At 60.5% G+C, this 22,294-nt stretch carries 19 protein-coding genes; 14 read left to right on the plus strand and 5 right to left on the minus strand.

What is annotated here, in order from left to right; genetic code table 11:
- Positions 1–55: 55 nt before the first annotated feature.
- The 3 genes from tssC to tssA all read right to left on the minus strand — a co-directional run bounded on the left by tssC (position 56) and on the right by tssA (position 3,276).
- Positions 56–1,537 carry a type VI secretion system contractile sheath large subunit gene (gene tssC, locus C5L14_RS08885; RefSeq protein WP_105861672.1) on the minus strand — a complete coding sequence of 494 codons (1,482 nt, stop codon included), beginning with the start codon at positions 1,535–1,537 and terminating at the stop codon, positions 56–58.
- A gap of 26 nt (positions 1,538–1,563) precedes the next feature.
- Positions 1,564–2,079 carry a type VI secretion system contractile sheath small subunit gene (gene tssB / locus C5L14_RS08890; protein WP_068288619.1) on the minus strand — a complete coding sequence of 172 codons (516 nt, stop codon included), beginning with the start codon at positions 2,077–2,079 and terminating at the stop codon, positions 1,564–1,566.
- 132 nt (positions 2,080–2,211) lie between these two features.
- Entirely contained in the window at positions 2,212–3,276 is a 1,065-nt protein-coding gene (gene tssA, locus C5L14_RS08895; RefSeq protein ID WP_105861673.1) for a type VI secretion system protein TssA, read from the minus strand.
- 371 nt (positions 3,277–3,647) lie between these two features.
- Here tssA and tssH point away from each other — a divergent pair, with 371 nt between their 5' ends.
- The 13 genes from tssH (at position 3,648) to C5L14_RS08950 (ending at position 18,781) form a co-directional block, all read left to right on the plus strand.
- Positions 3,648–6,422 (plus strand): type VI secretion system ATPase TssH, encoded by a 2,775-nt coding sequence (gene tssH / locus C5L14_RS08900; RefSeq protein WP_105861674.1) that lies wholly within the window; start codon positions 3,648–3,650, stop codon positions 6,420–6,422.
- A 42-nt stretch (positions 6,423–6,464) separates the two neighbouring features.
- Positions 6,465–6,941, plus strand: a complete 477-nt coding sequence (locus tag C5L14_RS08905; RefSeq protein WP_105861675.1) for an Hcp family type VI secretion system effector — start codon at positions 6,465–6,467, stop codon at positions 6,939–6,941.
- Between the two features lie 120 nt (positions 6,942–7,061).
- On the plus strand, positions 7,062–7,658 hold the full coding sequence (locus C5L14_RS08910; RefSeq protein ID WP_105861676.1) for a hypothetical protein: 597 nt from the start codon (positions 7,062–7,064) through the stop codon (positions 7,656–7,658).
- 84 nt (positions 7,659–7,742) lie between these two features.
- Positions 7,743–10,100 carry a type VI secretion system tip protein TssI/VgrG gene (gene tssI / locus C5L14_RS08915; protein ID WP_105861677.1) on the plus strand — a complete coding sequence of 786 codons (2,358 nt, stop codon included), beginning with the start codon at positions 7,743–7,745 and terminating at the stop codon, positions 10,098–10,100.
- A 5-nt stretch (positions 10,101–10,105) separates the two neighbouring features.
- Positions 10,106–11,227, plus strand: a complete 1,122-nt coding sequence (locus tag C5L14_RS08920; RefSeq protein ID WP_105861678.1) for a DUF2169 family type VI secretion system accessory protein — start codon at positions 10,106–10,108, stop codon at positions 11,225–11,227.
- Entirely contained in the window at positions 11,224–12,663 is a 1,440-nt protein-coding gene (locus C5L14_RS08925; protein ID WP_105861679.1) for a PAAR-like domain-containing protein, read from the plus strand. Before C5L14_RS08920 ends, C5L14_RS08925 begins: the two co-directional genes overlap by 4 nt.
- Before the next feature lie 19 nt (positions 12,664–12,682).
- Positions 12,683–13,381 carry a GAD-like domain-containing protein gene (locus C5L14_RS08930; RefSeq protein ID WP_105861680.1) on the plus strand — a complete coding sequence of 233 codons (699 nt, stop codon included), beginning with the start codon at positions 12,683–12,685 and terminating at the stop codon, positions 13,379–13,381.
- 229 nt (positions 13,382–13,610) lie between these two features.
- Positions 13,611–13,766, plus strand: coding sequence for a hypothetical protein (locus tag C5L14_RS30610; protein ID WP_245443314.1), 156 nt, complete (start codon positions 13,611–13,613; stop codon positions 13,764–13,766).
- Between the two features lie 228 nt (positions 13,767–13,994).
- Entirely contained in the window at positions 13,995–14,267 is a 273-nt protein-coding gene (locus C5L14_RS30615; RefSeq protein ID WP_245443315.1) for a hypothetical protein, read from the plus strand.
- A 77-nt stretch (positions 14,268–14,344) separates the two neighbouring features.
- On the plus strand, positions 14,345–15,424 hold the full coding sequence (locus C5L14_RS29940) for a hypothetical protein (protein ID WP_146126868.1): 1,080 nt from the start codon (positions 14,345–14,347) through the stop codon (positions 15,422–15,424).
- Positions 15,425–15,855: 431 nt separating this feature from the next.
- Positions 15,856–16,128 (plus strand): hypothetical protein, encoded by a 273-nt coding sequence (locus C5L14_RS30620; protein WP_245443316.1) that lies wholly within the window; start codon positions 15,856–15,858, stop codon positions 16,126–16,128.
- Positions 16,129–16,535: 407 nt separating this feature from the next.
- Positions 16,536–16,910, plus strand: coding sequence for a hypothetical protein (locus tag C5L14_RS08945; protein WP_105861681.1), 375 nt, complete (start codon positions 16,536–16,538; stop codon positions 16,908–16,910).
- Between the two features lie 206 nt (positions 16,911–17,116).
- The gene (locus tag C5L14_RS08950) at positions 17,117–18,781 is read left to right on the plus strand and encodes a flavin monoamine oxidase family protein (protein WP_105861682.1); all 1,665 of its coding nucleotides are present in this window, start codon (positions 17,117–17,119) and stop codon (positions 18,779–18,781) included.
- Between the two features lie 282 nt (positions 18,782–19,063).
- Here C5L14_RS08950 and C5L14_RS08955 read toward each other — a convergent pair whose 3' ends face one another.
- Positions 19,064–19,969, minus strand: a complete 906-nt coding sequence (locus tag C5L14_RS08955) for a LysR family transcriptional regulator (RefSeq protein ID WP_105861683.1) — start codon at positions 19,967–19,969, stop codon at positions 19,064–19,066.
- A gap of 84 nt (positions 19,970–20,053) precedes the next feature.
- Here C5L14_RS08955 and C5L14_RS08960 point away from each other — a divergent pair, with 84 nt between their 5' ends.
- On the plus strand, positions 20,054–20,542 hold the full coding sequence (locus C5L14_RS08960; RefSeq protein WP_105861684.1) for a DMT family transporter: 489 nt from the start codon (positions 20,054–20,056) through the stop codon (positions 20,540–20,542).
- 162 nt (positions 20,543–20,704) lie between these two features.
- On the opposite strand, the gene C5L14_RS08965 is transcribed toward C5L14_RS08960, so the two are convergent.
- Entirely contained in the window at positions 20,705–21,979 is a 1,275-nt protein-coding gene (locus tag C5L14_RS08965) for a hemolysin family protein (protein ID WP_105861971.1), read from the minus strand.
- Between the last annotated feature and the right edge of the window lie 315 nt (positions 21,980–22,294).

Here is a 22,294-nt window from a genome sequence, read left to right on the forward strand (position 1 = left end):
GCCGACAGTGCCGCCGGGCGGGCCGGCGGCACGGCTCACTGACTATTTCGCCAGATCAGTTCTTGGCGGGAATGCGAGCAACCATGCGCAGCGAGGTCGTCAATTCCTCCATCTGCAGCCAGGGGCGCATCCAGGCCACGGCATTGTAGGAGCCCGGCTTGCCCGGAACTTCCTGTACCGTCACCTTGGCATCGCGCAGCGGATAGCGCGCCCGGGTTTCCTCGCCGGCTTCGTCATTGGCGTTGACGTAGTTGGAGATCCAGCGATTGAGCCAGGCTTCGCAATCCTTGGCTTCCATGAAGGAGCCGATCTTGTCGCGGCCCATGACCTTGAGATAGTGGGCGAAGCGCGAGGTCGCCATCATGTAGGGCAGGCGGGCCGAGACTGCGGCGTTGGCATTCGCCTCGGGCCGGTCGTAGAGCTTGGGCTTGTGGGCGGTCTGGGCACCGAAGAACACGGCATAATCGGTGTTCTTGTAATGGCACAGCGGCAGGAAGCCGAGCTTGCCGAGTTCGGCGTCGCGCCGGTCGGTGATGCCGACCTCGGTCGGGCATTTGAGATCGAGGTCGCCGTCGTCGCTGGAGAAGATGTGCATCGGCAGGTTCTCCACCTTCCCGCCATTCTCGGCGCCGCGGATGGCGGTGCACCAGCCATATTTGGCGAAGGCCTCGGTCAGGCGCGTGCCCATCACATAGGCTGCGTTCATCCAGCAATAGTTGTTGTGCGGGAGTTCGCCGGTCTTGGAATCGCCGGTCTCATCATAGCCGAATTCGTCGATGGGATGCGTCTTGGGCCCATAGGGCATGCGGGCGAGCACGCGCGGCAGAGCCAGGGTGACGAAGCGCGAATCGTCGCTTTCGCGCAGCGAACGCCATTTGGCATATTCCACCGTCTCGAAGATCTTTTCCAGATCGCGCGGGCGCGCCAGTTCGCGATAATCCTCGAAGCCGAACATGCGCGGGCTCGCGGCCGAGATGAAGGGCGCGAAGGCCGCCGCCGCGATCGAGGACAGGCCCTGGAGCAACTGGACGTCGTCGAAGGAGTTGTCGAACTCGTAATCGCCGATGATCGCGCCCATCGGCTCGCCGCCGGGCGTGCCGAATTCGTCCTCATAGATCGACTTGAACAGGCGCGACTGGTCGAACTCGACGGCCTTGGACAGGTCCCTGGCGAGATCGCGCTTGGAGGCGTTGAGCACCCGGATCTTCAGATTGACGCTGGTCTCCGAGTTCTTCACCAGATAGTTCAGGCCGCGCCAGGCGCCCTCGAGTTTGGTGAATTCGGGCGACTGCATGATCGCCGCGAGCTGGCGCGAGATCGTCTTGTCGATGGCGGCGATGGCGTTGTTGAGCGTCACCGTCAGGTTGCGGTCGTAGACCACCGTGCCCTTGAGGGCCTGGTCGGTCAGCGTGCGCAGCAGGTCCTGGGCGCGGTCCGGCTCGGTCTGGCGCGTGGCCGACACCACCTTGGAGAGCAGGCTCTCTTCCGCAGTCGTTTCGACGACGACGTCGCGCTGGGCTTGGGTCTTCGCATTCATGGCTCGATCCTCGTATCGCTGCGGCGTCAGTTCGCCGAGCCGTCCTTCTTGTTGCCGCCGAGTTCGCCGACCAGTTGCTTGATGTCGGACTGGTTCTGCAGAATGTTTTCGAGCAGCCGCTCCAGGTCCTCGGAACGATCGGCCTTGCTCATCAGGTCGCGCAGCTGGTTGCGGGCGTCGAGCAGGGCCTTGAGCGCCGGCACCTGGTTGACGATCGCGCCCGGCTCGAAATCTTCCATGCTCTCGAATTTGAGATTGACGGCGAGGTCGGTCCCGTCATCGGCGAGGGTGTTCTCGACCGCGATGTTGAGGCCGGGCGTCATGCGGCGCATGACGTCGTCGAAATTGTCGCGATCGATCTGCACGAATTTGCGCTCGCCGAAAGGCTTGAGCGGCTGGGTGGGGTTGCCGGAGAAATCGCCGAGCACGCCGACGACGAAGGGCAGCTCCTTGACGACCATCGCCCCTTCGGTTTCGACTTCGTACTTGATGTGGACTCGGGGCTTGCGCACCCTTTCGAGCTTGGCGTGAACGCTTTCCATCTTGGTCTTCCTGTCTGTGCCGGGGGCACGTTGATAAAATTGGCACGCTGATCGGTTTCTTGCGTCGTTCGGAACGGGAGGCGCCCCGGGGCGGGGAAGGCTTCAATCCACGCCCCGGCACCGGGGAGCCTCTCAATTGTCCCGTTTTTCGGTCTTGGCCTGGATCCCGGCCGCGGTCAGGACGGCGTTGCGCGTCTGCGCCTCGGGCAGGAGCTCGGCCAGCAGTTCGGAAAAGTCCATGCGCCCTCTGCGCACCAGAGTTTCGATGGCTAAGGAAATCGGCGAATGCGGTTCCGTCCGTCGGAAATGACGGGCGACGGCGAGCAGAATTTCGAAAGCTTCCTCACGTGAACCGATGCTGCCGGGAGTGAGGGGGCGCGGCGCTGACGGTGCCGGAGCGGCGCTATCGGCGTTGGGCGCCTGGACTTCGGCCCCAGTGCCCGGCGCCGTAACATCTTCTTCCGCGCCGAGACCGGTGAGGTCGCGGATGGCAGCGGCGACCTCCTGCAGCACGTTGCGGGTGTTGGAGCTTGGCGGTGCCCGGTCCCCGCAGCGTTCGGTCAGGACCGCCGCCAGTTTGGTGAAGGAGGCGATGCAGTCGTTGACGACAGCCAGATGGGCCGCCATGGCGGCCATTCCCGCCTCCGCCGCCGCTTCGTGCAGGAGGTCACGTCGCTCGGTCTCTCCGGCCCGCTGGGCGAGCTGATAGTCCCACAGCGAGTGCTGGGCGAAGCCGCCATTGGGCACCAGCGAGGTCAGGCGAATCGCCTGGATCAGCGAGCCTTCGCCATTGACGCCATTGAGGCCGGCGAGGGGAGCCAGCCGTTCCTCGATATCGTCGTCGCCAATGGAGTGCAGCTCTTCCCAATAATTGTCCAAAAGCGACATCATGGCGGTGAAGCTGTCCTGCAGGCCCTCGAATCCACGCAGCCTGAGCTGCGCCTCGGCAAGCCAAGCAAGGATTTCGATATCCTTGCTGTTGGACGACAAGATCTGCAGACCTAGTTCGTTGACCTCATGCCAGGCCGGTGTAAGCCGAATATTGTCATTCGGAGACGCGCCGCGCTCGACGCTTCGAGCAGCATTGCGAGCATCCTTAATCCGATAATACTTTTCCTGATATTTGGGAGTTACCCGAATATTCTCCCCGCATGGGTTATCCTGCCCAATTGGAGAGATGATCTCCCTTAAATCCATCAGCACAGCGGCCCCAAGCTTTAAACTCCTGACACATCCCGATGGCAGTCTGCTTCCAAAGGCTCAAGCATTCTGTTTCCAAAGGTACAGTAATGTCAATGCCACAGCCGGTATGATGAATTAATGACGGAATACGGTATTACTCTACAGTTTTCCAATCGATGAAGAATCATATGAATCACGTCGTGCAATTGTCATCAAAATGTCATGTACTATTGTACCTCCAATTTCAGGCTAGACTCGCAGTGGTGTACCAGTATCTTGGCTTTTGTAATAATAGCTCTATAGACGAAAAATAGGAATCCTGCTTAACTCACTTGACGTTACGGCGCATTGGCGTGTGAGCAGAAAAACCTACGTGGAATTCGTGGATGCCGAATATCGATCTCAACCAACTTGTCAGGATGTTGGGACCGGAGCTGCGTGTCGCTCTTGAGACAGCTGCATCCATTGCCGCGCGCAACGCAAACCCCACCGTGGAGGTGGTGCATTGGCTGAGCGGCCTCGTCCAGGCCCCCGGCCTGGTGGCGCGATTCGAACAGGCAGGGATCGGCGTCGAAGCGCTCAGGCGCGAACTCGACATGGCCATTGCCGATCTGTCGCGGGACAGCCAGGCGCAGCTGACCTTGTCGCAGAATGTGCTGGCGCTGGCTCGCGAGGCGTGGCTGGTGGCCTCGCTGCAGTTCGGGCGCAGCCGCGTGGAATTCGGTGATCTCCTGGTGGCGCTGGCCACCGAGCAGAATCTCCGCATCGTGGCGCGGGCCACGGCGCCGAGCCTGCGCGACATCGACCTCAAGGCCGTCGAAGCGGCGCTTGCCGATCTCAAGACGGGGGAGGCGGATCCGGCTCCCGCCGGAACGCCGCCGGCCGGGGTTGCCGCCGGCGAGAGCGATTTCCTGCGGCTTTACACCCAGGACATGACGGCGGATGCCCGTTCCGGGCGAATCGATCCGGTGATCGGGCGCGACCGCGAATTGCGCCAGGTTATCGACGTCTTGATGCGCCGCCGGCAAAACAACCCGATCCTGGTTGGCGAGGCCGGGGTCGGCAAGACGGCGATCGCCGAGGCGCTGGCCCTGGAGATCGCAGCCGGCAACGTGCCGGCTCTGCTGAAGGACGTCCGCCTGCTGTCGCTCGATCTCAGCCTCCTGCAGGCCGGAGCGGGCGTGAAAGGGGAATTCGAGCGCCGGCTCCACGGCGTGGTGGATGCGGTCAAGGCCTCGCCGGTGCCGATCATCCTGTTCATCGACGAGGCGCACAGCCTGATCGGGGCCGGCGGCCAGGCCGGGCAGGGCGATGCCGCCAATATTCTCAAACCCTCGCTAGCGCGTGGCGAGCTGCGCACCATCGCCGCCACGACCTGGGGCGAATATAAGCGTTTCATCGAACGCGATGCGGCGCTGACCCGTCGTTTCCAGACGGTGAAGGTCGACGAGCCCGACGAAGAAACCGCGATTCGGATGCTGCGCGGCGTCGCCGGTGCCTTCCGGTCGCATCATAAGGTTCGCATCCGCGACGAGGCGCTGGCCGCGGCGGTACAATTGTCCGCACGTTACATTCCGGCCCGCCAGTTGCCCGACAAGGCGATCAGCCTGATCGACACAGCTGCGGCGGCGGTTTCCCTGGGGCGGCAGGCCGTTCCGGAGGCGATCCGGTCCTTGCGGGGCGAGCGCGATTTGCTGGAGGTCGAGGCCGCCTGGCTCGCCAAGGAGCCGGAGAGCGCGGAGGGCCTGGAACGGCGCAGGCGCATCGACGAGCGGCTCGCGGCGATCGCCGGCGAAATCGAGGGGCTCGAGGCGCGTTTCGAGGCCGAGGCGCGCCTGGTGGAGGAAGCCGATCGGCTGGAGGCGATCCTGTCGGGTGAAAATGAAGCGGGCGAGCCGTCGGCGCCGGGCGGCGAAGATGGCAAGGTCGCGCCTTTCCCCGAACAGCCCGGTACCCGCGAAAGCGTCCGCGCTGCGTTGTCGGCGGCCGAAGGCAGTCTCGCCGAACTGGTCGGCGAGGCGCCCCTGCTGCCGCGTGCCGTCGACCGCGAAGTGATCGCTGCCCTGGTGGCGCGCTGGACCGGTATTCCGGTGGGCAAACTGCTGACCGACCAGATCGAGGCGGTCAAGACGCTGGAGGCTCGCCTCAAGGAGCGCGTCATCGGCCAGGACGGCGCCATCGGCCGCGTCGCCTCGGCGATGCGCACGGCCCGGGCAGGGCTCAACGATCCGCGCCGGCCGCCGGCCGTGTTCCTGTTCGTCGGCATGTCCGGCACCGGCAAGACCGAGACGGCGCTGGCGCTCGCCGACCTGCTCTATGGCGGCAGCCAATACCTGACCACCATCAACATGTCGGAATTCAAGGAGGAGCATAAGATCTCCATGCTCCTGGGCTCGCCGCCCGGCTATGTCGGCTATGGCGAAGGCGGCGTCCTGACCGAAGCCGTGCGGCGCCGGCCCTATGGCGTGCTGCTGCTCGACGAGATCGACAAGGCCCATCCCGGCGTCCAGGAGATCTTCTACCAGGTCTTCGACAAGGGCACGCTGCGCGACGGCGAAGGCCGCGACATCGATTTCAAGAACACCACCATCGTGATGACCGCCAATACCGGCTCGGAGTTGCTGGCCACGCTGGCGGCCGATCCCGACACCATGCCCGAAGGCGAGGCGCTGGAGGGGATGCTGCTCGGCGAACTGCAGAAGCAGTTCAAGCCCGCTTTCCTCGGCCGCACCACCATCCTGCCCTTCATGCCGCTCGGCAGGGAGGCGCTGTCGGGCATCGTCGACATCCAGATCGGGCGGATCCGGGACCGCGTCGCGGCGAGCTATGGCAGCGAGGTGGCCCTGCTGGCCCAGGCGCGCGAGGCCCTGGTCGCCCGTGCCGGCACCAGCGAGATGGGCGCGCGCGCCATCGAGGCGATGATTGCGCGCGAACTCCTGCCGGACCTGTCCACCTTTTTCCTCGATCAGGTCGCCGCCGGGCGCAAGGCGGCGCGGATCGAGATCGGATTTGACGGCCACCGTTTCAGCATTGCCGCTGGGCCGGCGGTGGCCGCCAAGGAATTCGCCGGGCCGGAGAGACGGCCGGCGGATAAAGCAGCCTCGAATGGCAAGAAGGCTCATTCGGATGCGGTACGACCCAGAAAGGCGCGAGCGCCTTGACCTGTCTTAAGCCGATTCAACTTCGAACAGGAGAGAAGTAGTATGCCGATTTATCTGCAGCTCGATGGTATCCAGGGCGACGCCACCCAGGAACAGCACAAGAAGTGGATGGATATCGAAGCCATTCACTGGAACGTTTCGCGCAACATGAATACCTCGGCGGGTTCCGCCGCCAACCGTGAAGCCTCCGAGCCGACGATTTCGGAAGTGATCCTGACCAAGGTCAGCGATTCCTCCTCCACCCGGCTGTTCCAGGAAGCCTGCTCGGGCCGCACCGGCAAGACGGCGGTGATCCATCTGGTGTCCACCGGCAGCCCCGGCAACACCTATATCGAATACACGCTGACCAACACGCTGATCGCCAATTATTCGGTCGATTCCAACGGCGACCGCCCGGTCGAGACGATCCGGCTGAACTTCACCAAGATGCAGGTGAAGTACACCCCCTACAACGAGGACAACACCTCGGGCTCGCCGACGATCGCCACCTACGATCTGGCCACCACGAAGGCCGCCTAAGCGTTTCTCCATGCTGGACGCCGGCCGCTCGCGGCTGGCGTCCAGTTCGTTCTTTCATGCCTCGAATTTCTCGGCCGAGGCGCCACCGACACAGGCTTCAATCAGCGAAGGGGTAGCACGATGGGATTCCAGGATGGCGTTCGAAAGGTCTCTCTCACACCCCAGCATCTCATCGTCGAAGAAAAATTCACCAGTAGCCCGCTGTTCGACATGGTCGCCCCTAGCCAGAAAGTGAAGGGGCTCAAGGTTGCCGGCGTGAAGCATGTGCATGGCCTACGGCGCGTGATCACCCTGGCCCGGGTCGAAGACGTCTATTTCAAGGGACGCAAATTGCCGGGTCTGCCGGGGTTCAGGGAACTGGCCGAAGAATGGATTATGCCAGGCCAGCAGATCACCACCCGTGCGACGGGCGAGTTGACCCTGTCGCTCGATTATGTCGGGAAATACAACGCCTTCAACGCCAACCTTTTCAGCAGTACTGCGAAGAAGATTCCTCTCGGATTTATTGATTATTTGGGAGAAGACCCGGCGCCCGGTGTAATTCTGCAGACTAATGCTGCGGTGCCTTTCATCCAGTATGGAGACGAAAATCTCATCGCCGCCGCCTATTACAACTCCAAGACGAGACGCCTGGAGATATTGCGGCAGTTCAACGTCAAGACGCTCGCTGACGATTTCATGCGGCGCTTTGCACCCGAATACGGGGCAGGATCTTAAGCGAGTGCTTCGACGGCCGGGAGGGCGATCCTCCCCGCCGAGCGTGAGGTTTGTATCCAAGCATCAGATCAGGAATTGCATTCGATGGACGGCGACGCCAGCTCAGCATCCTATATCCAGGCCGAACGCATCCTGCGCATCGAGACGCCTTTGGGCGCCGACGTGCTGCTGCCCGAACGTGCGGAGATGCGCGAGGCGGTGAACGACCTGTTCACGCTTCATGTCGCGGTGCGGTCCAAGAAGACGGACATCAAGCCGAACGAGATTGTCGGCAAGCTGGTCGACGTCTCCCTCGAGCTCGGCCAGGGCGAGCGGCGCACCTGGAACGGGCTGGTGGTGCGCCTGGTCGAGGGGCCGCCGGTGACGCGGGGCCTCAGAGCCTACAGCCTCGAGATCCGGCCCCAGCACTGGCTGATGAGCCAGCGCTCGGATTGCCGGATCTGGCAGGACAAGAGCTCGCTCGACGTCGCCCGCACGCTCCTGTCCGAGCACAAGCTGATCGCGCCGGTGACCTCGGGCGTCATCCCCGAGCCCAAGCCCCAGCATTATTCGGTGCAGTATAACGAGACGGACCTTGCCTATCTCCTGCGCCGGCTGGAGGAGGACGGGCTGTTCTTCTGGTTCGAGCATGAGGGCGGTTCGGCCGGCTCGGTCGCCGCCAAACATGTCATGCATATCGCCTCGCATGTCTCGGGCTATACCAGCGGGCCGGAAACCGACGTGCGCCTCGCCATGGGCTCGACCGACCGCAACCATCTCACCAAGTTCGAGCGCAGCTTCACCTATGTGCCCGGCAAGCGCTCGGCGGGAGACTGGAACTTCCTTACCCCCGGCTCCGTGCCCTCGGGCGAGACGCCGAGCCTGGTCTCGCTGCCGGGCAACGAGGCTTATGAGCTCTATGAATATCCCATGGTCGGCGGCTATGGCTCGGACAGCGCCTCCGAAGGCATCGCCAATGACCGGGTCGAGCGCCAGTCCAAGCTGAGGATGCAGGCGGCCGAGGCCGATTACGAACGCATCGAAGGCGCGTCCACCATCCGCACGCTCTCGCCCGGCCGGCGCTTCAAGCCCTATGACGTCGCCAATCCCGGCAATAGCTACGAGGAGCATGTCACCTTCCAGATCGTGCATGTGGCGCGCGACCGCTCCTATGAGACCAATGAAGGGGATCCGGACTATTCCAACCGCTTCATGGCCCTGCCGAGCCGGGTGCCGGCCACGCCCCATCGCTCGACGCCGCGCCCGCGCATCGACGGCACCGACATCGCCATCATCGCCGGCCCGCCGGGCGAGGAGATCCACCCCGACAAATATGGGCGGGTGAAGGTGTGGTTCCCCTGGGACCGCCGCGCCAAGAAGGACGGCACCGACACCTGCTGGATCCGGGTGGCGCAGAACTGGGGCGGCGGCAATTGGGGCGGCCAGATCATCCCGCGCGTGGGTATGGAAGCGATCGTTTCCTATCTCGGCGGCGACCCCGACAGGCCGATCATCACCGCGCTGGTGCCGAATGCCGCGCAAAACGTGCCCTACCAGCTGCCCGAGCACAAGACCAAGAGCATCTTCCGCTCCAATACCTACAAGTCGAAGGACCCGACCAAGTTCAACGAATTCTCCTTCGAGGACGCGCCGGGCCAGGAGAATTTCCACCTGCACGCCCAGAAGGACATGACGAGCAAAGTGCTCAACAACCAGATCCACACGGTGGATGCCAGTGCGCTGCACAGCTACGGCCAGCAGCACCAGCTCACCGTGGGCGCCAACATGAACCATCAGGTCGGCGGCGGGCTGAACCAGGTGGTGGGGGCGACCACGGGCGCCGGGGCGGCTGCCCTCCTGGCGCCGCTCGCCGGCCTGATGGGCCAAAGCGCCGGCATGCTGCAGCAGGCCATGGCGATCGCCGGCCAAGCCGATGGTGGCGCGTCATCATCGGATACCGCATCCGGTCAGGCCAGTCTCGCTGGGACATTCGGGACACCGGCCAGCCATGCAACGTCCCTTGCCGGTTCCATATTGGGGGTCGCCTCCGGCGGTTTCGACCGGGCCCTAGGCTCGCTGGGTTCGCTGGCTCCCGCTACTTTTGCTTCGCTCGGAGGCGCACCCATGTCGGGCGCGGGCGCGTCCCTGCTCGGCACGCTCGGCTCGCTCGTCCCCGGCGGAGTTTACAGCCAGCTCGTCGGAGCGATCAAAAACACCAACGTTGGGGCGGTGGCTACCGAGCAGGTGGGAATGGCCAAAGTTACAACGGTTGGTAAGGTCGCCATGGAGAAGGTCGGACACACCAAGACTATCGAGGTGGGTGAGCAGTTCATCATCCAGTGCGGGGCGTCAAAGCTTGTAATGAACAAGAATGGTCATGTCGTTATTCTGGGCACGCAGTTTCATTTTGAAGCGAGCGGGCACGTGCAGGTGATAGGCCATCCGATCGACCATAATCGGTGAACCTCATGCTCGGAGAAAATAATAGCCCCTTTGCGGCAATCGCTTTTGAGCAAATCCACCGAGATGGCGATCCCATGGCAGTAATCGCTATCCGTGGCTCATTTAAGCTCGATAGCGACGGCTCGCTGCACATTGCCGACAAACAAGCCATCGTACTGGCGGATGAATATGAGGGGCCGGCCCAGACGTCCCAACTTGTGAAAGTCTCCGACCTCGTTCCGTTCAAACCGGCGACCGATATCACAGTTCTCGGGCATGCCTATGCCCCCGAGCAATATGATACGGCTTGGCAATTTGGCGTGACAATAGCCAACAAGAGTTATTTGCTGCACTGCCATGGAGAACGCGAATGGATTGCGACAAAGCGGGATTGGCAGGGGATTTCTCGCGGTGCCGATCCTCACGCCGCATCAGGCCATCACTGGCAATTGACGACGACAGCTTCTCTCGCGCAGGTCCCGCTTGATTATGCATTGGCCGCTGGCGGCGAAGTGATCGGGGCACGGCGGCATGAGGTGGATTTACGCAATCCACGTGGGTGTGGCCTGCTGCATCCGGATCTGCGCACCCATGGTGAGAGTTTTCCTGCTCCCGCGATTGACAGCGAGAGTGCCCCTGTCGAATCTCCTTTCAAAGCGCCCGAACCTCAGGGCACTGCTCCTGTGCCACCCTGGTGGGCCTGGCGCCAGCGTTATGTGGGGACTTACGACGAGATCTGGAAGCGAGAGAGACACCCCCGCTTGCCTGAGGACTTTGACTATCATTTCTATCAATGTGCCCATCCGAACCTGATCTGGGATGGATATCTCAACGGCGCGGAACGAGTGCAATTGCATAGACTCACGGCGGATCAGCCTTCACTCACATTCGTCTTGCCAGATGTCGTTCCGGTGGCACGCTTCCTATGGCGCGATGAACGAGAGGTTGTCGCACGGCTTAATCTCGATGGCGTCTATATCGACATGCGTGGGGAGCCTCCCTGGCAAGTCGACCTCACTTGGCGGGGTTGGATTGTCACCTGTCCCCAATTCTTGAGGATCGACATCAAACTGGTGCGCCTTGGTCACCCGGTGCTGCCTGATTTGCCGTCGATTGGCGAGGCCGGCTTGGAAGAGGCCTCAACATGAGCATTGATCCATCTTCGGAGAAGCCTCAGAAGGCCATCCAGGGTCTGGAAGCCCTGCACCTCAAGACAGCAGACATTCCTCTAGAAGGCAGTCGGGTTACGGGCGAGGGGCTCCTCATCTCGATCTATCCGGATGTCTGTTTGACGCCGGTCGGAAGCGCCTCAGTTCCGGTTCCCTACAACATCTACGCGTATCAGTCCGACGACGCCAACACCACCACCAGCGTCTTCCAAACCAGCATGCGTTCCCACACCGCCAAATCGCTCATCACCAAGTGTTACGGGGACGAAAAGGGCACCGACGGAGGCATTCTCTCCCGAACACACAATAGTATTTGTGAACCCAAGACCTGGTCAGAAACTGTTCGTTTCGAAGGGCATGGCGTGGTCCGCCATACTGACGAATGGTGGATGAACAAGCGCAATACCATCGGTAAGCTCAGCTATGTCGACGATCCCAATGCGTACCGACCGGCCAGCGCTTCGGTACTGCCGCCAACGCCAACCGACACGCCGGGTGTCTACAGTGATGCGCTGCCAGACCCCGTTCGACCAGGTCAGCAATATGCACAGGCGGTGACTCCCTTCCTGTTCGGCCAAAGCGGAACGATGGTGCTGCCGGGCGGTGGAGGCGGTATGGGAACACTCGGTCGGGTTGCGCCTCTTGGTGAGAGCCTTGGTAACATGGGACGCCGGATTGGTCCGGGGCCTGTTGATATTGCTCCTTTTCAACCTCTAAATCCGGAAGACGTCGAGAACATGTTACCGGATTACCTACGGCCCCTTCGCCCCTCGGGAACCGTAGTGCCGGAACACGACAACCCCCCCGAACCGGATCCGGATCCCAGACCCCAACCGGATCCGCGCCCTCCTTTTCCAACGCCAAACGTCAGAACTAGCAGGAAATGCTATACTAAGAGAATATGCTTCGATCGGAAGCATTATGACTGGGAAGAATACAATCACCAATTAAAATTGCAGCAAGATGCTCTCAATGGGAAGACTGCCGCTGACGCTTATAATGATATCGACCGGTTCGATCAGCTGAGTGCCGCTGACAAAAAAGCATTGCGGGCGAGCGCGAAGTCGTATCAAGCGGCGGCCAAGTTGGCCTATATCAGAGCAAATCAGGCTCGTTACACGCAACAATATGGCGCTACGAAATGGATTGAGCACATTAATAGTTTGGCCGCACTTCACCGTTTGGATATGGTAGCTGGTGGTGATCCCACCGACATTGCAGATATGGGAAATACCAATATCAACTCATCTATTGGGTCCGCCTGGAACCAAAGTGATAGTTGGATGCCATTTTCGTCCAGTCGTCAGCAGGAGCTAAAGGCTTACGCAGCGGAGATGAGAGAAAATCGTTGTAAGATGGACGTGCGTTTGTCGACGTGCGATGGTAATCCTGCCCTGAACTCGAACTATACATAAAGAAAAATTGGAGATTTAGATGTCGAAATCAGATATGCTCTCCTACCTATTAGATAATTTCGGGAGCCCCGAGCAGGCTACAAAAGTCTCTGATAAAGAAATTTCTAAGTTTGTTGATAAAGTTCCGGAAACAATTCTTAAATTTTGGCGCGATCACGGTAGAGGATCCTATTTGAATGGCTTCTTTTGGTTCTGCGACCCAGCGCTCTTACAGCCTATACTAAGAACGCTCTTTGAGGGAGATCCAGAGTATAATGCAGAAGATATGACCACAGTTGGTTATTCCGCGTTCGGCTCTCTGGAGGTATGGGATAAGACAAGGCGGATTATAGGAATAGATTTTCTTACTTCCACAATTTATTCTCCTCCAGATGAATATTATTTGGATTTAAGTACAGGAGAGAGGTTGGATGATAATATACTTGTGCAAACCCCGATGACATCTTTTATAAATTCGGATAGAGATGATTTTGATGAAGCGCTCGCGACTCTGGGTAAGTTAGAGCCTGGCGAGATTTATGGTTACGCTCCGGTCCTTCAATTAGGTGGATCTCAAGACGTAGAGCACTTACATCGGACCAAGATCGTCGAACATCTTGCAATGATCTGCGGGCTGTCTCGGTTTAATCTTACTCGCTTGACTCCCCCAGATCCCCCAGCCTTCCCGTTTGGACGTCTTGAAGTTATTCGCCCTGTTGGTCCATTGACGCGCCAGTGACAGGCTGGTGGCTTCTGAAGGACATCAGGACTAAATTACAGGCTTGGGGTGGACGGAACTTTTTACAGCATCTGGTTCACTGCGTGCTCTACATCGTGAGGGTTTTCGTCGACGACTGCCCCTGGATTGGCGCGAGTTCATCTCCCGGTTAGGAAGATGGGATCAGCAATCTTAGCTGTTACACAGTTCACTCTATTGCCTGCACCAAGTTCGGCTCCATCCTACCTTGATGGCTCAGCTTTTACGTATCGTGGTTCCCGGTCTGCCTTATCATGTCACCCAGTGGGGCAATGGATGGTGGCGCACTTTCTTTGGTGTCGAGGATTATGTCTTCTACCGCGACTGCCATACGGTCCATTGCCAGGCTGCCGGCGTCGAGGTGTGAGTTTGGTGTTTGATGCCCAACCACGTGCATCTCATTCTCGTGCCGCCTGATCCGGATGGCCTGCGGCGGGCCTTCGCCAACCCATCGGCGCTATGCCGGCCATGTCCATGCGCGTGAGAAGCGGACGGGGCATTTTTGGCAGGGGCGCTATGGCGCGGTTGCCATGGATGAGGAGCATCTCCTGCACGCGGTGCGCTATGTCTGTCTCAATCCGGTTCGGGTCGGCCTTTGGAACGAGCTCGGGATTGGCGCTGGGCCAGCACGCGGGCCCATCTTCTGGGACAGGAAGACGGTATCACCAGCCTTGCGCCGGTTCGCCAGCGTGTCGCCGATTTCTCCGATCTGCTCGATAATGTGGATGAGGCGATGTTCAACCGTGTCCGCCGGGCGCAGAGTGTTGGGCGCCCGCTTGGCGACGATGCCTTCATCGACCGCATCAGGGTATTGACGGGCCGCGAGGTGAGATCGGGGAAACGCGGGCCTAAACCCAAGGAAGGGTAGTTGGCACCGGTCGGGTGGGCGGGTCAGAATAGAATGCACTGTCACCGTAATCCAGACATTGATGCGAGGGTATCTACATGATCGCAACAGCTTCCTCACCCCCGCTGACTTTCTCGCGAATGCGCGCTGTATCTAAGGATATTCTTTATATCGCAGCTGTGCCGGATGGGAATGAAGTTGGTTCGGCTTTTACGCGGCTTTGTCAATATAACAACGGAGATTGGTCGTTTAGAAATTATGATTTCTCGACTGAGAGCCTCGCCTTGTTCAAAGCTCCATCGGTTGAATTCCGAGTCATGTATATTCTCTCCGGTTCGGGTGAAGTCCGAAATGTCGACGATGAATATGCTCGCGAGTACACTGTAACCCCCGAACAGGTGTCTGACTTCAAAAGAAAATACCGCATGGGGCGATCGCTCAATATGCGGCAGATCGGAGATCGACTCTATGTCGTCGGGGATGGCGGGCAGAATTTCAGAAGGGAAGCTGACGGGTTATGGAGTCCGCTAGATACGTCGATTTTTGATCCCTATGCTTCGTCAGATTGGGCGGAAGAGGCCCTCGATCCCGCTGGAGGCTGGGACAAGTTGTTCAAGTTATTTGAGGAAAATACATCTGAAGCCACGGAGTTCAGACGGAAGGGAGAACTCCGAGCCCGAAATACCATGCTTACCCGTGTCTATGGACTGTCGGAGGATGATATTTATCTTTGCGGAGCAAAAGGGGCCTTTTTCCATTGGAACGGCTCGGTAATGCGGAAGATCGCAGGTGATTTCTCAGAATCACTGACAGGAATTGTCGCTGAAAGCCATAGTAAGGTATGGGTCTGTGGACGCGGCGGTTTACTTATGGTGGGAAATGCCGATGAAGGATTTCGTATTATATCGAACGCCGGTATACATGCATTCTCTTCCATAGCTATATTTGATAGAATAATATACTTAAGCAGTATCTCTCAACCTCGCGATTTGTTTATGTACGATGGTAAACATTTCCAGCGTGTTCATTCGAGTTTAACGCCTGGCATCGAAGATGTAAGTCAAATTGATGCTGTGGATGGTGCTTTGTGGGTGATGGGGCAGAAGGATATTCTACGCTTTGATGGCACTCAGTGGGAAAGAATTCAACATCCTGAAAATCCACCAATTGGGCGGTAAAGGGGCTTTAGGTGTTTAGTCCCAGCATGTCATGGGTTGGTGAACGAACGAACAGTTCGGGTTTTTGGCGCTAATGTGTTTGAGTGCCTCGATCGGTGTCCTGAAGTGTAGCGCCCTGAGTTGCTTGGCGTAGTTATAGGCGAGCAGCCAATCGCGGACGTGGCAGCTACATCCATTGCCAAGTTGCAGGCGTCGAGGTGTGGGCCTGGTGCCTGATGCCCAACCACGTGCATCTCATTCTCGTGCCGCCTGATCCGGATGGCCTGCGGCGGGCCTTCGCCAACCCATCGGTGCTATGCCGGCCATGTCCATGCGCGTGAGAAGCGGACGGGGCATTTTTGGCAGGGGCGCTATGGCGCGGTTGCCATGGATGAGGCGCATCTCCTGCACGCGGTGCGCTATGTCTGTCTCAATCCGGTTCGGGTCGGCCTTTGGAACGAGCTCGGGATTGGCGCTGGGCCAGCACGCGGGCCCATCTTCTGGGACAGGAAGACGGTATCACCAGCCTTGCGCCGGTTCGCCAGCGTGTCGCCGATTTCTCCGATCTGCTCGATAATGTGGATGAGGCGATGTTCAACCGTGTCCGCCGGGCGCAGAGTGTTGGGCGCCCGCTTGGCGACGATGCCTTCATCGATCGCATCAGGGTATTGACGGGCCGCGAGGTGAGATTGGGGAAACGCGGGCCTAAGCCCAAGGAAGGGTAGTTGGCGTCAGTCGGGTGGGCGGGTCAGAATAGAATGCACTGTCACCGTAATTGCTAGGGCTTGCGGGCCGCTTTCCAGCAAATGCGGCAACAATAATAGCTGCATCTCAGCTTCCAGATCGAAATATGTTTACAAAGGCAGGGCGCGCCTATCAAAAGCACAATTCTCGAAATGAGCCGAAGTGGGGTCCTCTCGATCCAGATCGCAATAAGCCGACTTGTGCTAACGTAAAAGGTCTCGCTCTTGTTACATCTATTGTTGGAAATCCTCAATCGACATGGAAATCATACGTAAACCCGAGGTGTGTAAATGTTGTAGGCGTATTCGATCCCGGCGGAAGATGTCTTCGCTACAACGAGAATACTGGAGAGTTCATGGAGTTCTTGTAACTTCAAGGGAATTTAAAGATGAAAAATGAGATAGTATATAATCTGGAATTCCTAGATGAGTCAGACGTAATATATTCAATTTTGATTAAGAATTACGAGAAGAATGATTTTATCAAAGAAATAATTGAATTCGAATGCGTTGACTCCATTTATTCAGATGATTCTGAGCAAATTTTTTTTAAAATAAAAGATATTATCTATATATTGGATTTATTTGAGGTGGAATTTTTGGAGGTTTCTGTATCTTATTCTGATGTTAATAAATTAAGGGAGTCGGTATGTGATTTTTTGAATTGCGTTTTTCGTAATAATCAAAAATCTGTCGTAGAATTTTTCTTCGATGTGCAAAGAGATCATTTGCTTGGGAAATTCCAAGGTGCCTTCCTTAGTTGAAGGCAAGAGGTTATTGGATCACGCTTCACGGGTGAGGCGCAAAAATCAAGATGACAGTGCTGGAGCGCGTTCTAACCACGCGGCCTTGAACTTGGAGCGCTGGGCACACCACCCCTCCCCAAATCACCCTACTTCCCCTATTCCCCTGCCTCGCGCATGATGGCGCGCGCCTTTCCGGCGCCCATCATGCCAGCAGGGAAACAACCATGCCGAACGACCCCTCCGATGCCATCAGCGCCTTCGGGCCGGATTTTCCGTTTGCCTATGACGCGTGGCTGGCCCATCCGGCCGGGCTCGGCGCCGTGCCGGCCGACAAGCATGGCAAGCGCGTCGCCATCATCGGGGCGGGAGCGGCCGGGCTGGTGGCGGGCTATGAGCTGATGCGCCTGGGCTTGCGGCCGGTGCTCTATGAATCGGCTCGGCTCGGCGGGCGGCTGCGCTCGCAGCGTTTCGAGGGCGCGGACGGCATCATCGCCGAGCTCGGCGGCATGCGTTTCCCGGTCTCTTCGCGCGGCTTCTATCATTATGTCGACAAGCTCGGCCTGGAGACGCGGCCCTTTCCCAATCCGCTCACGCCGGCGGCCGGCTCCACCGTGATCGATCTGGAGGGCGAGACCCTCTATGCCCGCACGCTGGACGACCTGCCCCCGCTCTACCGCGAGGTCGCCGACGCCTATCACCAGGCCCTGGAGGAGGGGGCCCAGTTCTCCGCGCTGCAAGCGGCGATGCAGGCGCGCGATGCCAGGCGCATCAAGGAGCTGTGGGATCCGATCGTGCGCGATTGGGACGAGCGCACCTTCTATGATTTCGTGGTGTCGTCGCAGGCCTTCCGCAAGCTCTCCTTCCGCCATCGCGAGGTGTTCGGGCAGGTCGGCTTCGGCACCGGCGGCTGGGATTCGGATTTCCCCAATTCGATGCTGGAGATCCTGCGCGTCAATCTCGGCGCCTTCGACGACGAGCAGCGCTATGTCGTCGGCGGGGTCGAGCAGGTGGCGCAGGGCATCTGGTCCAAGGCGCCGGAAAAGCTGGCGCATTGGCCGGCCGGCACCACGCTGGCCGGGCTCAACGCCGGCGCCACCAGGGGGCGGGCGCAGGCGATCGCCCATAACGGCAAGGGCGGCTTTGCCGTGACGGATCAATGGGGCAATCGCGACGATTACGAGGCGGTGGTCGTCACCTGCCAGAGCCATCTGCTCACCACCTCGATCGCCGCCGAGGAGAGCCTGTTCGATCAGAAATTATGGATGGCGCTCGACCGCACCCGCTACATGCAGGCGGCCAAGACCTTCATCATGGTCGACCGCCCCTTCTGGAAGGACAAGGACCCGGCCACCGGCCGCGATTTGATGTCGATGACGCTGACCGACCGCATCACCCGCGGCACCTATCTGTTCGACAATGGCGACGACAGGCCGGGCGTGATCTGCCTGTCCTATTCCTGGATGACGGATGCGCTGAAGGTGCTGCCGCTGCCGGCCGAGCGGCGGGTGGAGCTCGCCCTCTCCGCCCTCGGCAAGATCTATCCCGGGCTCGATATCGCCAGCCACATCATCGGCTCGCCGATCTGCGTGAGCTGGGAAGCGGACGAGAACTTCCTCGGCGCCTTCAAGGGCGCGCTGCCGGGGCATTATCGCTACAATCACCGCATGTACGGCCATTTCATGCAGGCAGACCTGCCTGAGAGCCAGCGCGGCATCTTCATGGCCGGCGATGGCGTGAGCTGGACGCCGGCCTGGGTCGAAGGCGCGGTGCAGACGGCGCTCAATGCGGTGTGGGGCGTGATGACCCATCTCGGCGGCCGCTCTCCGGCTGAAAATCCAGGCCCCGGCGATCTCTATCCCACACTGAAGCCGATCGATCTCGGGGATTGAGGGGAAAGGGAGGCAAGCGGCCGGCAGGGCGCATTCCCATGTGCCAGCCTGGTTGGAACGGGCGATCGAACGCGGTGTGCCGATCTCCAGATCAGCATTTTTCTAAAGCGTTTTGCGATTTGGCGGAGTCGCCAAGAATCGCAAAGACGCGTGGAACCAAAGAGTCAGAGCAAACAAGTGCTTCCGTCTAAACGCGCTTTGCTCTGGTCGCGGCGGTGTCGCTTCCCAGAGGAAGACGCAGAAACGCTCTGAAATGCGGATCCGGAGATCGGCACACCAATGTCACCCCGCCCGGAAAAATCCTCCGATGCGTTCGCGCAGCCACTGATGGGCCGGATCGCCCTGGCGGCGCGGGTGCCAGATCTGGGTGAAGGGCACGGGAGGCAGGGCGAAGGGCGGTTCGAACAGGCGAAGGCCGTCAGCCTCGATCGAGGGCGGCAGGATGCCGCGCGCCACGGTGAGAATGATGTTCGTGCCGCTGATCAGGCGCGGCGCCACGCCCCAATGCGGCAGGGTCAGGCAGATCCGCCGCCTGTGGCCGAGCGCGACGAGAGCGCGGTCGATCTCGTTCTCGACATCGGCACGCAGCGCCACCAGGGCATGCGGGCGGGCGAGATAGGCAGCAAGGTCGAGCCCGCCGGAAGGCGGCTGGCCTGCCGCGTCGGCGAGGCAGACATAGCGGTCCTCGAACAGGAGGCTGCGGGCCAGCTGCTTGCCGAGATCGGGAAACACGGCCAGGGCCAGGTCGATTTCGCCATCGAGGATCTGGGCCTCCATCGCCTCCCGGCTCGCCTGGGTGACGAGCAGGTCGCTGTGGGGCGCCTCGGTGCGCAGGAGCGGCACGAGCTTCGGCAGCAGCACGGCGGCGCCATAGTCCGACATCGCCAGGCGGAAGGTGCGACGCTCGCTCGAGGGATCGAAGCCGGCCGGGGCGAGCAGATGCCGCATGCGGTCGAGCGCCTCGCCGAGATGAGGCTGGATCTCGAGCGCCCGTGCCGTCGGGCCGAGGCCGCCGCCCTGGCGCACCAGCAGGGGATCGTCGAACAGCAGGCGCAGCCGCGCCAGGGCATGGCTGACGGCCGGCTGGCTCCTGTTCAGGCGCAAGGCCGCGCGCGAGACGTGGCGCTCCGCCAGCAGGGCCTCGAGCACGGTGAGCAGGTTGAGGTCGATACCGGCAAGGTTATTCATGTGATGCATATTAGGAATAGGAAATCGGAATTTCCATCTGATTACGGAATGGCATAGCTCTTCCGCGACTGAAGGAGAGCGCCGATGACCAACCCCGCTTCCATTCTTTTGCTGCTGCCGGCCCTGATCGCAGGCGCGGTCGTGCCGTTCCAGGCGGGCGCCAATGCCACGCTCGGCCGCCTGCTCGGCCATCCGCTCTGGGCCACCCTGGTTTCACTGGCGGTGAGCATCGCGGTGATCCTGCCGGTGATGGCGGCCTTCCGCGTATCGGCCCCCAGCATCGACGCCGCATCGAAGGGGCCGTGGTGGATCTGGACGGGCGGTCTGGCCGGCGTGATCTACATCACCGCCGCGCTTCTGCTGGCCCCCCGGCTCGGTGCCGCCAATTTCATGGTGGCGGTGATCGCCGGTCAGATGATCGCCTCGTTGGCGATCGATCATTTCGGCCTGATGGGTTTTGCGGCAAGGCCGGTCAATCCGGCCCGCCTCGCCGGCGTCCTGCTCATCCTCGGCGGCATGGCGGTGACGCAATGGGCCAACGCCGCTCCGCTTGCCGCCGCCGAGGCACGGTGAAGGGCTGGCGGGAAGGGGGGCGAGTACCCTTCTCCCCTTGCGGGAGAAGGTGCCCTGAAGGGGCGGATGAGGGGTGTTAGCACTCCCTTTGCCAGGTTGCGTTTCTCCCCTCATCCGGCGCTGCGCGCCACCTTCTCCCGCAAGGGGAGAAGGATTACGGTGCTACGCGTCCTTCGATACCAGGATCTTGTCGATGCGCCTGCCGTCGAGGTCGACCACCTCGAAGCGCCAGCCGTCTCGCACGAAGCTCTCGCCGGTCTGCGGCAAGCGGTTGAGTTCGGCCAGGATGAAACCCGCCGCCGTCTCGTAGTCGCCGCGCTCGATCGGCATCGACAGGGTTTCGGCCAGTTCGTCGGCCTGCATCCAGCCTGACACCAGATAGGAGCCGTCCGAGCGCATGGTGATGGCCGGCTCGTCCTCGTCGTCGTCCTGGAAGGCGCCGGTGATCGCCTCCAGCACGTCATTGGCGGTGATCACGCCCTCGAAATGGCCGTATTCGTCGAAAACCAGCGCCATATGCGCCCTGGCGGAGCGCAGGGATTGCAGCACGCTCAGCGCCTCGTTGGTGTCCATCACGATGGGCGCAGCCTGAATATGGTCGCGCACATTGAGGGCCCGGCCGTCGAGCTGGCTCTGGAACAGGTCCTTGACCATGACGACGCCGACGATGTTGTCGTCCTCGCCGTCCTGCACGGGCAGGCGCGAGCGGCTGGTGGCGCGCAATTGCGCCATGATCGTCTTGGCGGAATCGGAAAGGTCGATCACCTCCACGTCGCGTCGCGGCGTCATCAGCGAGCGGGCGCTGCGATCCCCCAGGCGCATGACGCCGGAGATCATGTCGCGCTCTGCCGTCTCCAGCACGCCGGCGCTCTCGGCTTCCTTGAGGATGGTGCGCACTTCCTCTTCCGTCACCTTTTCCTCGCTCTTGCCGCCCTGGCCGAGCAGCCTCAGCACGGCGCGTCCGGAGATGTCGAGCAGGAAGACCAGCGGCGCCGCGCATTTCGACAGGAGCCGCATGGCCGGCGCCACCCGGGCCGCCATGCGCTCGGGATCGCGCAAAGCGATCTGCTTGGGCACGAGTTCGCCGATGATCAGCGACAGATAGGTGATCGCCACCACCACGATGCCGACGCCGAGCGTGTCGGCGGCATTGACGGACAAGCCCTGGGCCTGCAGCCAGCCGGCAAGGCGCGTGCCGAGCGTCGCGCCCGAGAAGGCGCCGGAGAGCACGCCCACCAGCGTGATGCCGATCTGGACGGTGGAGAGGAAGCGTCCGGGGTTTTCCAGAAGCTCCAGCGCCGTCGCCGCGCCTCGCTTCTTGCGATCGGCGAGCGCACGCAGCCTGGCTGGGCGGGAGGAGACAATCGCGAGTTCCGACATGGCGAGGACGCCGTTGAGAAGCGTCAGGAAGACGATGATGGCAATGTCGAGGAACAAGGTGCCTTTGAGGGGGTTGCATGCCCGCGACGAATGTCGGGCCGCTTCGAGGGGGCGGAGCATAACGGCATCGGCGGGCTTGGGATAGGGGGCCGGCCAGGCCCGCTATAGCGTTTTGCGATTGGACGGGGTCACCAGGAATCGAAAAGATGCGTCAGGACAATGCGTTAGAGCAAATAAGCGTTAACGCTTGAACGCGCTTTGCTCTAGGGATCGCAGCCATTCAGGGGGGGCGCCGCCTGTCTCATGGGAGCGTCAGGATAGGCAAGTAGAGGACGGATATTCCCTTTGGGAAGGAAAAGTCCGGCTGTGCAA

Source organism: Labrys okinawensis (genome assembly GCF_002982075.1).
In the GTDB taxonomy this organism is placed as follows: domain Bacteria; phylum Pseudomonadota; class Alphaproteobacteria; order Rhizobiales; family Labraceae; genus Labrys; species Labrys okinawensis_A.

What these genes read in the sequence shown, in the direction of transcription:
- tssC (WP_105861672.1), bottom strand. Translation starts at nt 1,537, where the DNA reads ATGAATGCGAAGACCCAAGCCCAGCGCGACGTCGTCGTCGAAACGACT.
- tssB (WP_068288619.1), bottom strand. Translation starts at nt 2,079, where the DNA reads ATGGAAAGCGTTCACGCCAAGCTCGAAAGGGTGCGCAAGCCCCGAGTC.
- tssA (WP_105861673.1), bottom strand. Translation starts at nt 3,276, where the DNA reads ATGGATTTAAGGGAGATCATCTCTCCAATTGGGCAGGATAACCCATGC.
- tssH (WP_105861674.1), top strand. Translation starts at nt 3,648, where the DNA reads ATGCCGAATATCGATCTCAACCAACTTGTCAGGATGTTGGGACCGGAG.
- C5L14_RS08905 (WP_105861675.1), top strand. Translation starts at nt 6,465, where the DNA reads ATGCCGATTTATCTGCAGCTCGATGGTATCCAGGGCGACGCCACCCAG.
- C5L14_RS08910 (WP_105861676.1), top strand. Translation starts at nt 7,062, where the DNA reads ATGGGATTCCAGGATGGCGTTCGAAAGGTCTCTCTCACACCCCAGCAT.
- tssI (WP_105861677.1), top strand. Translation starts at nt 7,743, where the DNA reads ATGGACGGCGACGCCAGCTCAGCATCCTATATCCAGGCCGAACGCATC.
- C5L14_RS08920 (WP_105861678.1), top strand. Translation starts at nt 10,106, where the DNA reads ATGCTCGGAGAAAATAATAGCCCCTTTGCGGCAATCGCTTTTGAGCAA.
- C5L14_RS08925 (WP_105861679.1), top strand. Translation starts at nt 11,224, where the DNA reads ATGAGCATTGATCCATCTTCGGAGAAGCCTCAGAAGGCCATCCAGGGT.
- C5L14_RS08930 (WP_105861680.1), top strand. Translation starts at nt 12,683, where the DNA reads ATGTCGAAATCAGATATGCTCTCCTACCTATTAGATAATTTCGGGAGC.
- C5L14_RS30610 (WP_245443314.1), top strand. Translation starts at nt 13,611, where the DNA reads ATGGCTCAGCTTTTACGTATCGTGGTTCCCGGTCTGCCTTATCATGTC.
- C5L14_RS29940 (WP_146126868.1), top strand. Translation starts at nt 14,345, where the DNA reads ATGATCGCAACAGCTTCCTCACCCCCGCTGACTTTCTCGCGAATGCGC.
- C5L14_RS08945 (WP_105861681.1), top strand. Translation starts at nt 16,536, where the DNA reads ATGAAAAATGAGATAGTATATAATCTGGAATTCCTAGATGAGTCAGAC.
- C5L14_RS08950 (WP_105861682.1), top strand. Translation starts at nt 17,117, where the DNA reads ATGCCGAACGACCCCTCCGATGCCATCAGCGCCTTCGGGCCGGATTTT.
- C5L14_RS08955 (WP_105861683.1), bottom strand. Translation starts at nt 19,969, where the DNA reads ATGAATAACCTTGCCGGTATCGACCTCAACCTGCTCACCGTGCTCGAG.
- C5L14_RS08960 (WP_105861684.1), top strand. Translation starts at nt 20,054, where the DNA reads ATGACCAACCCCGCTTCCATTCTTTTGCTGCTGCCGGCCCTGATCGCA.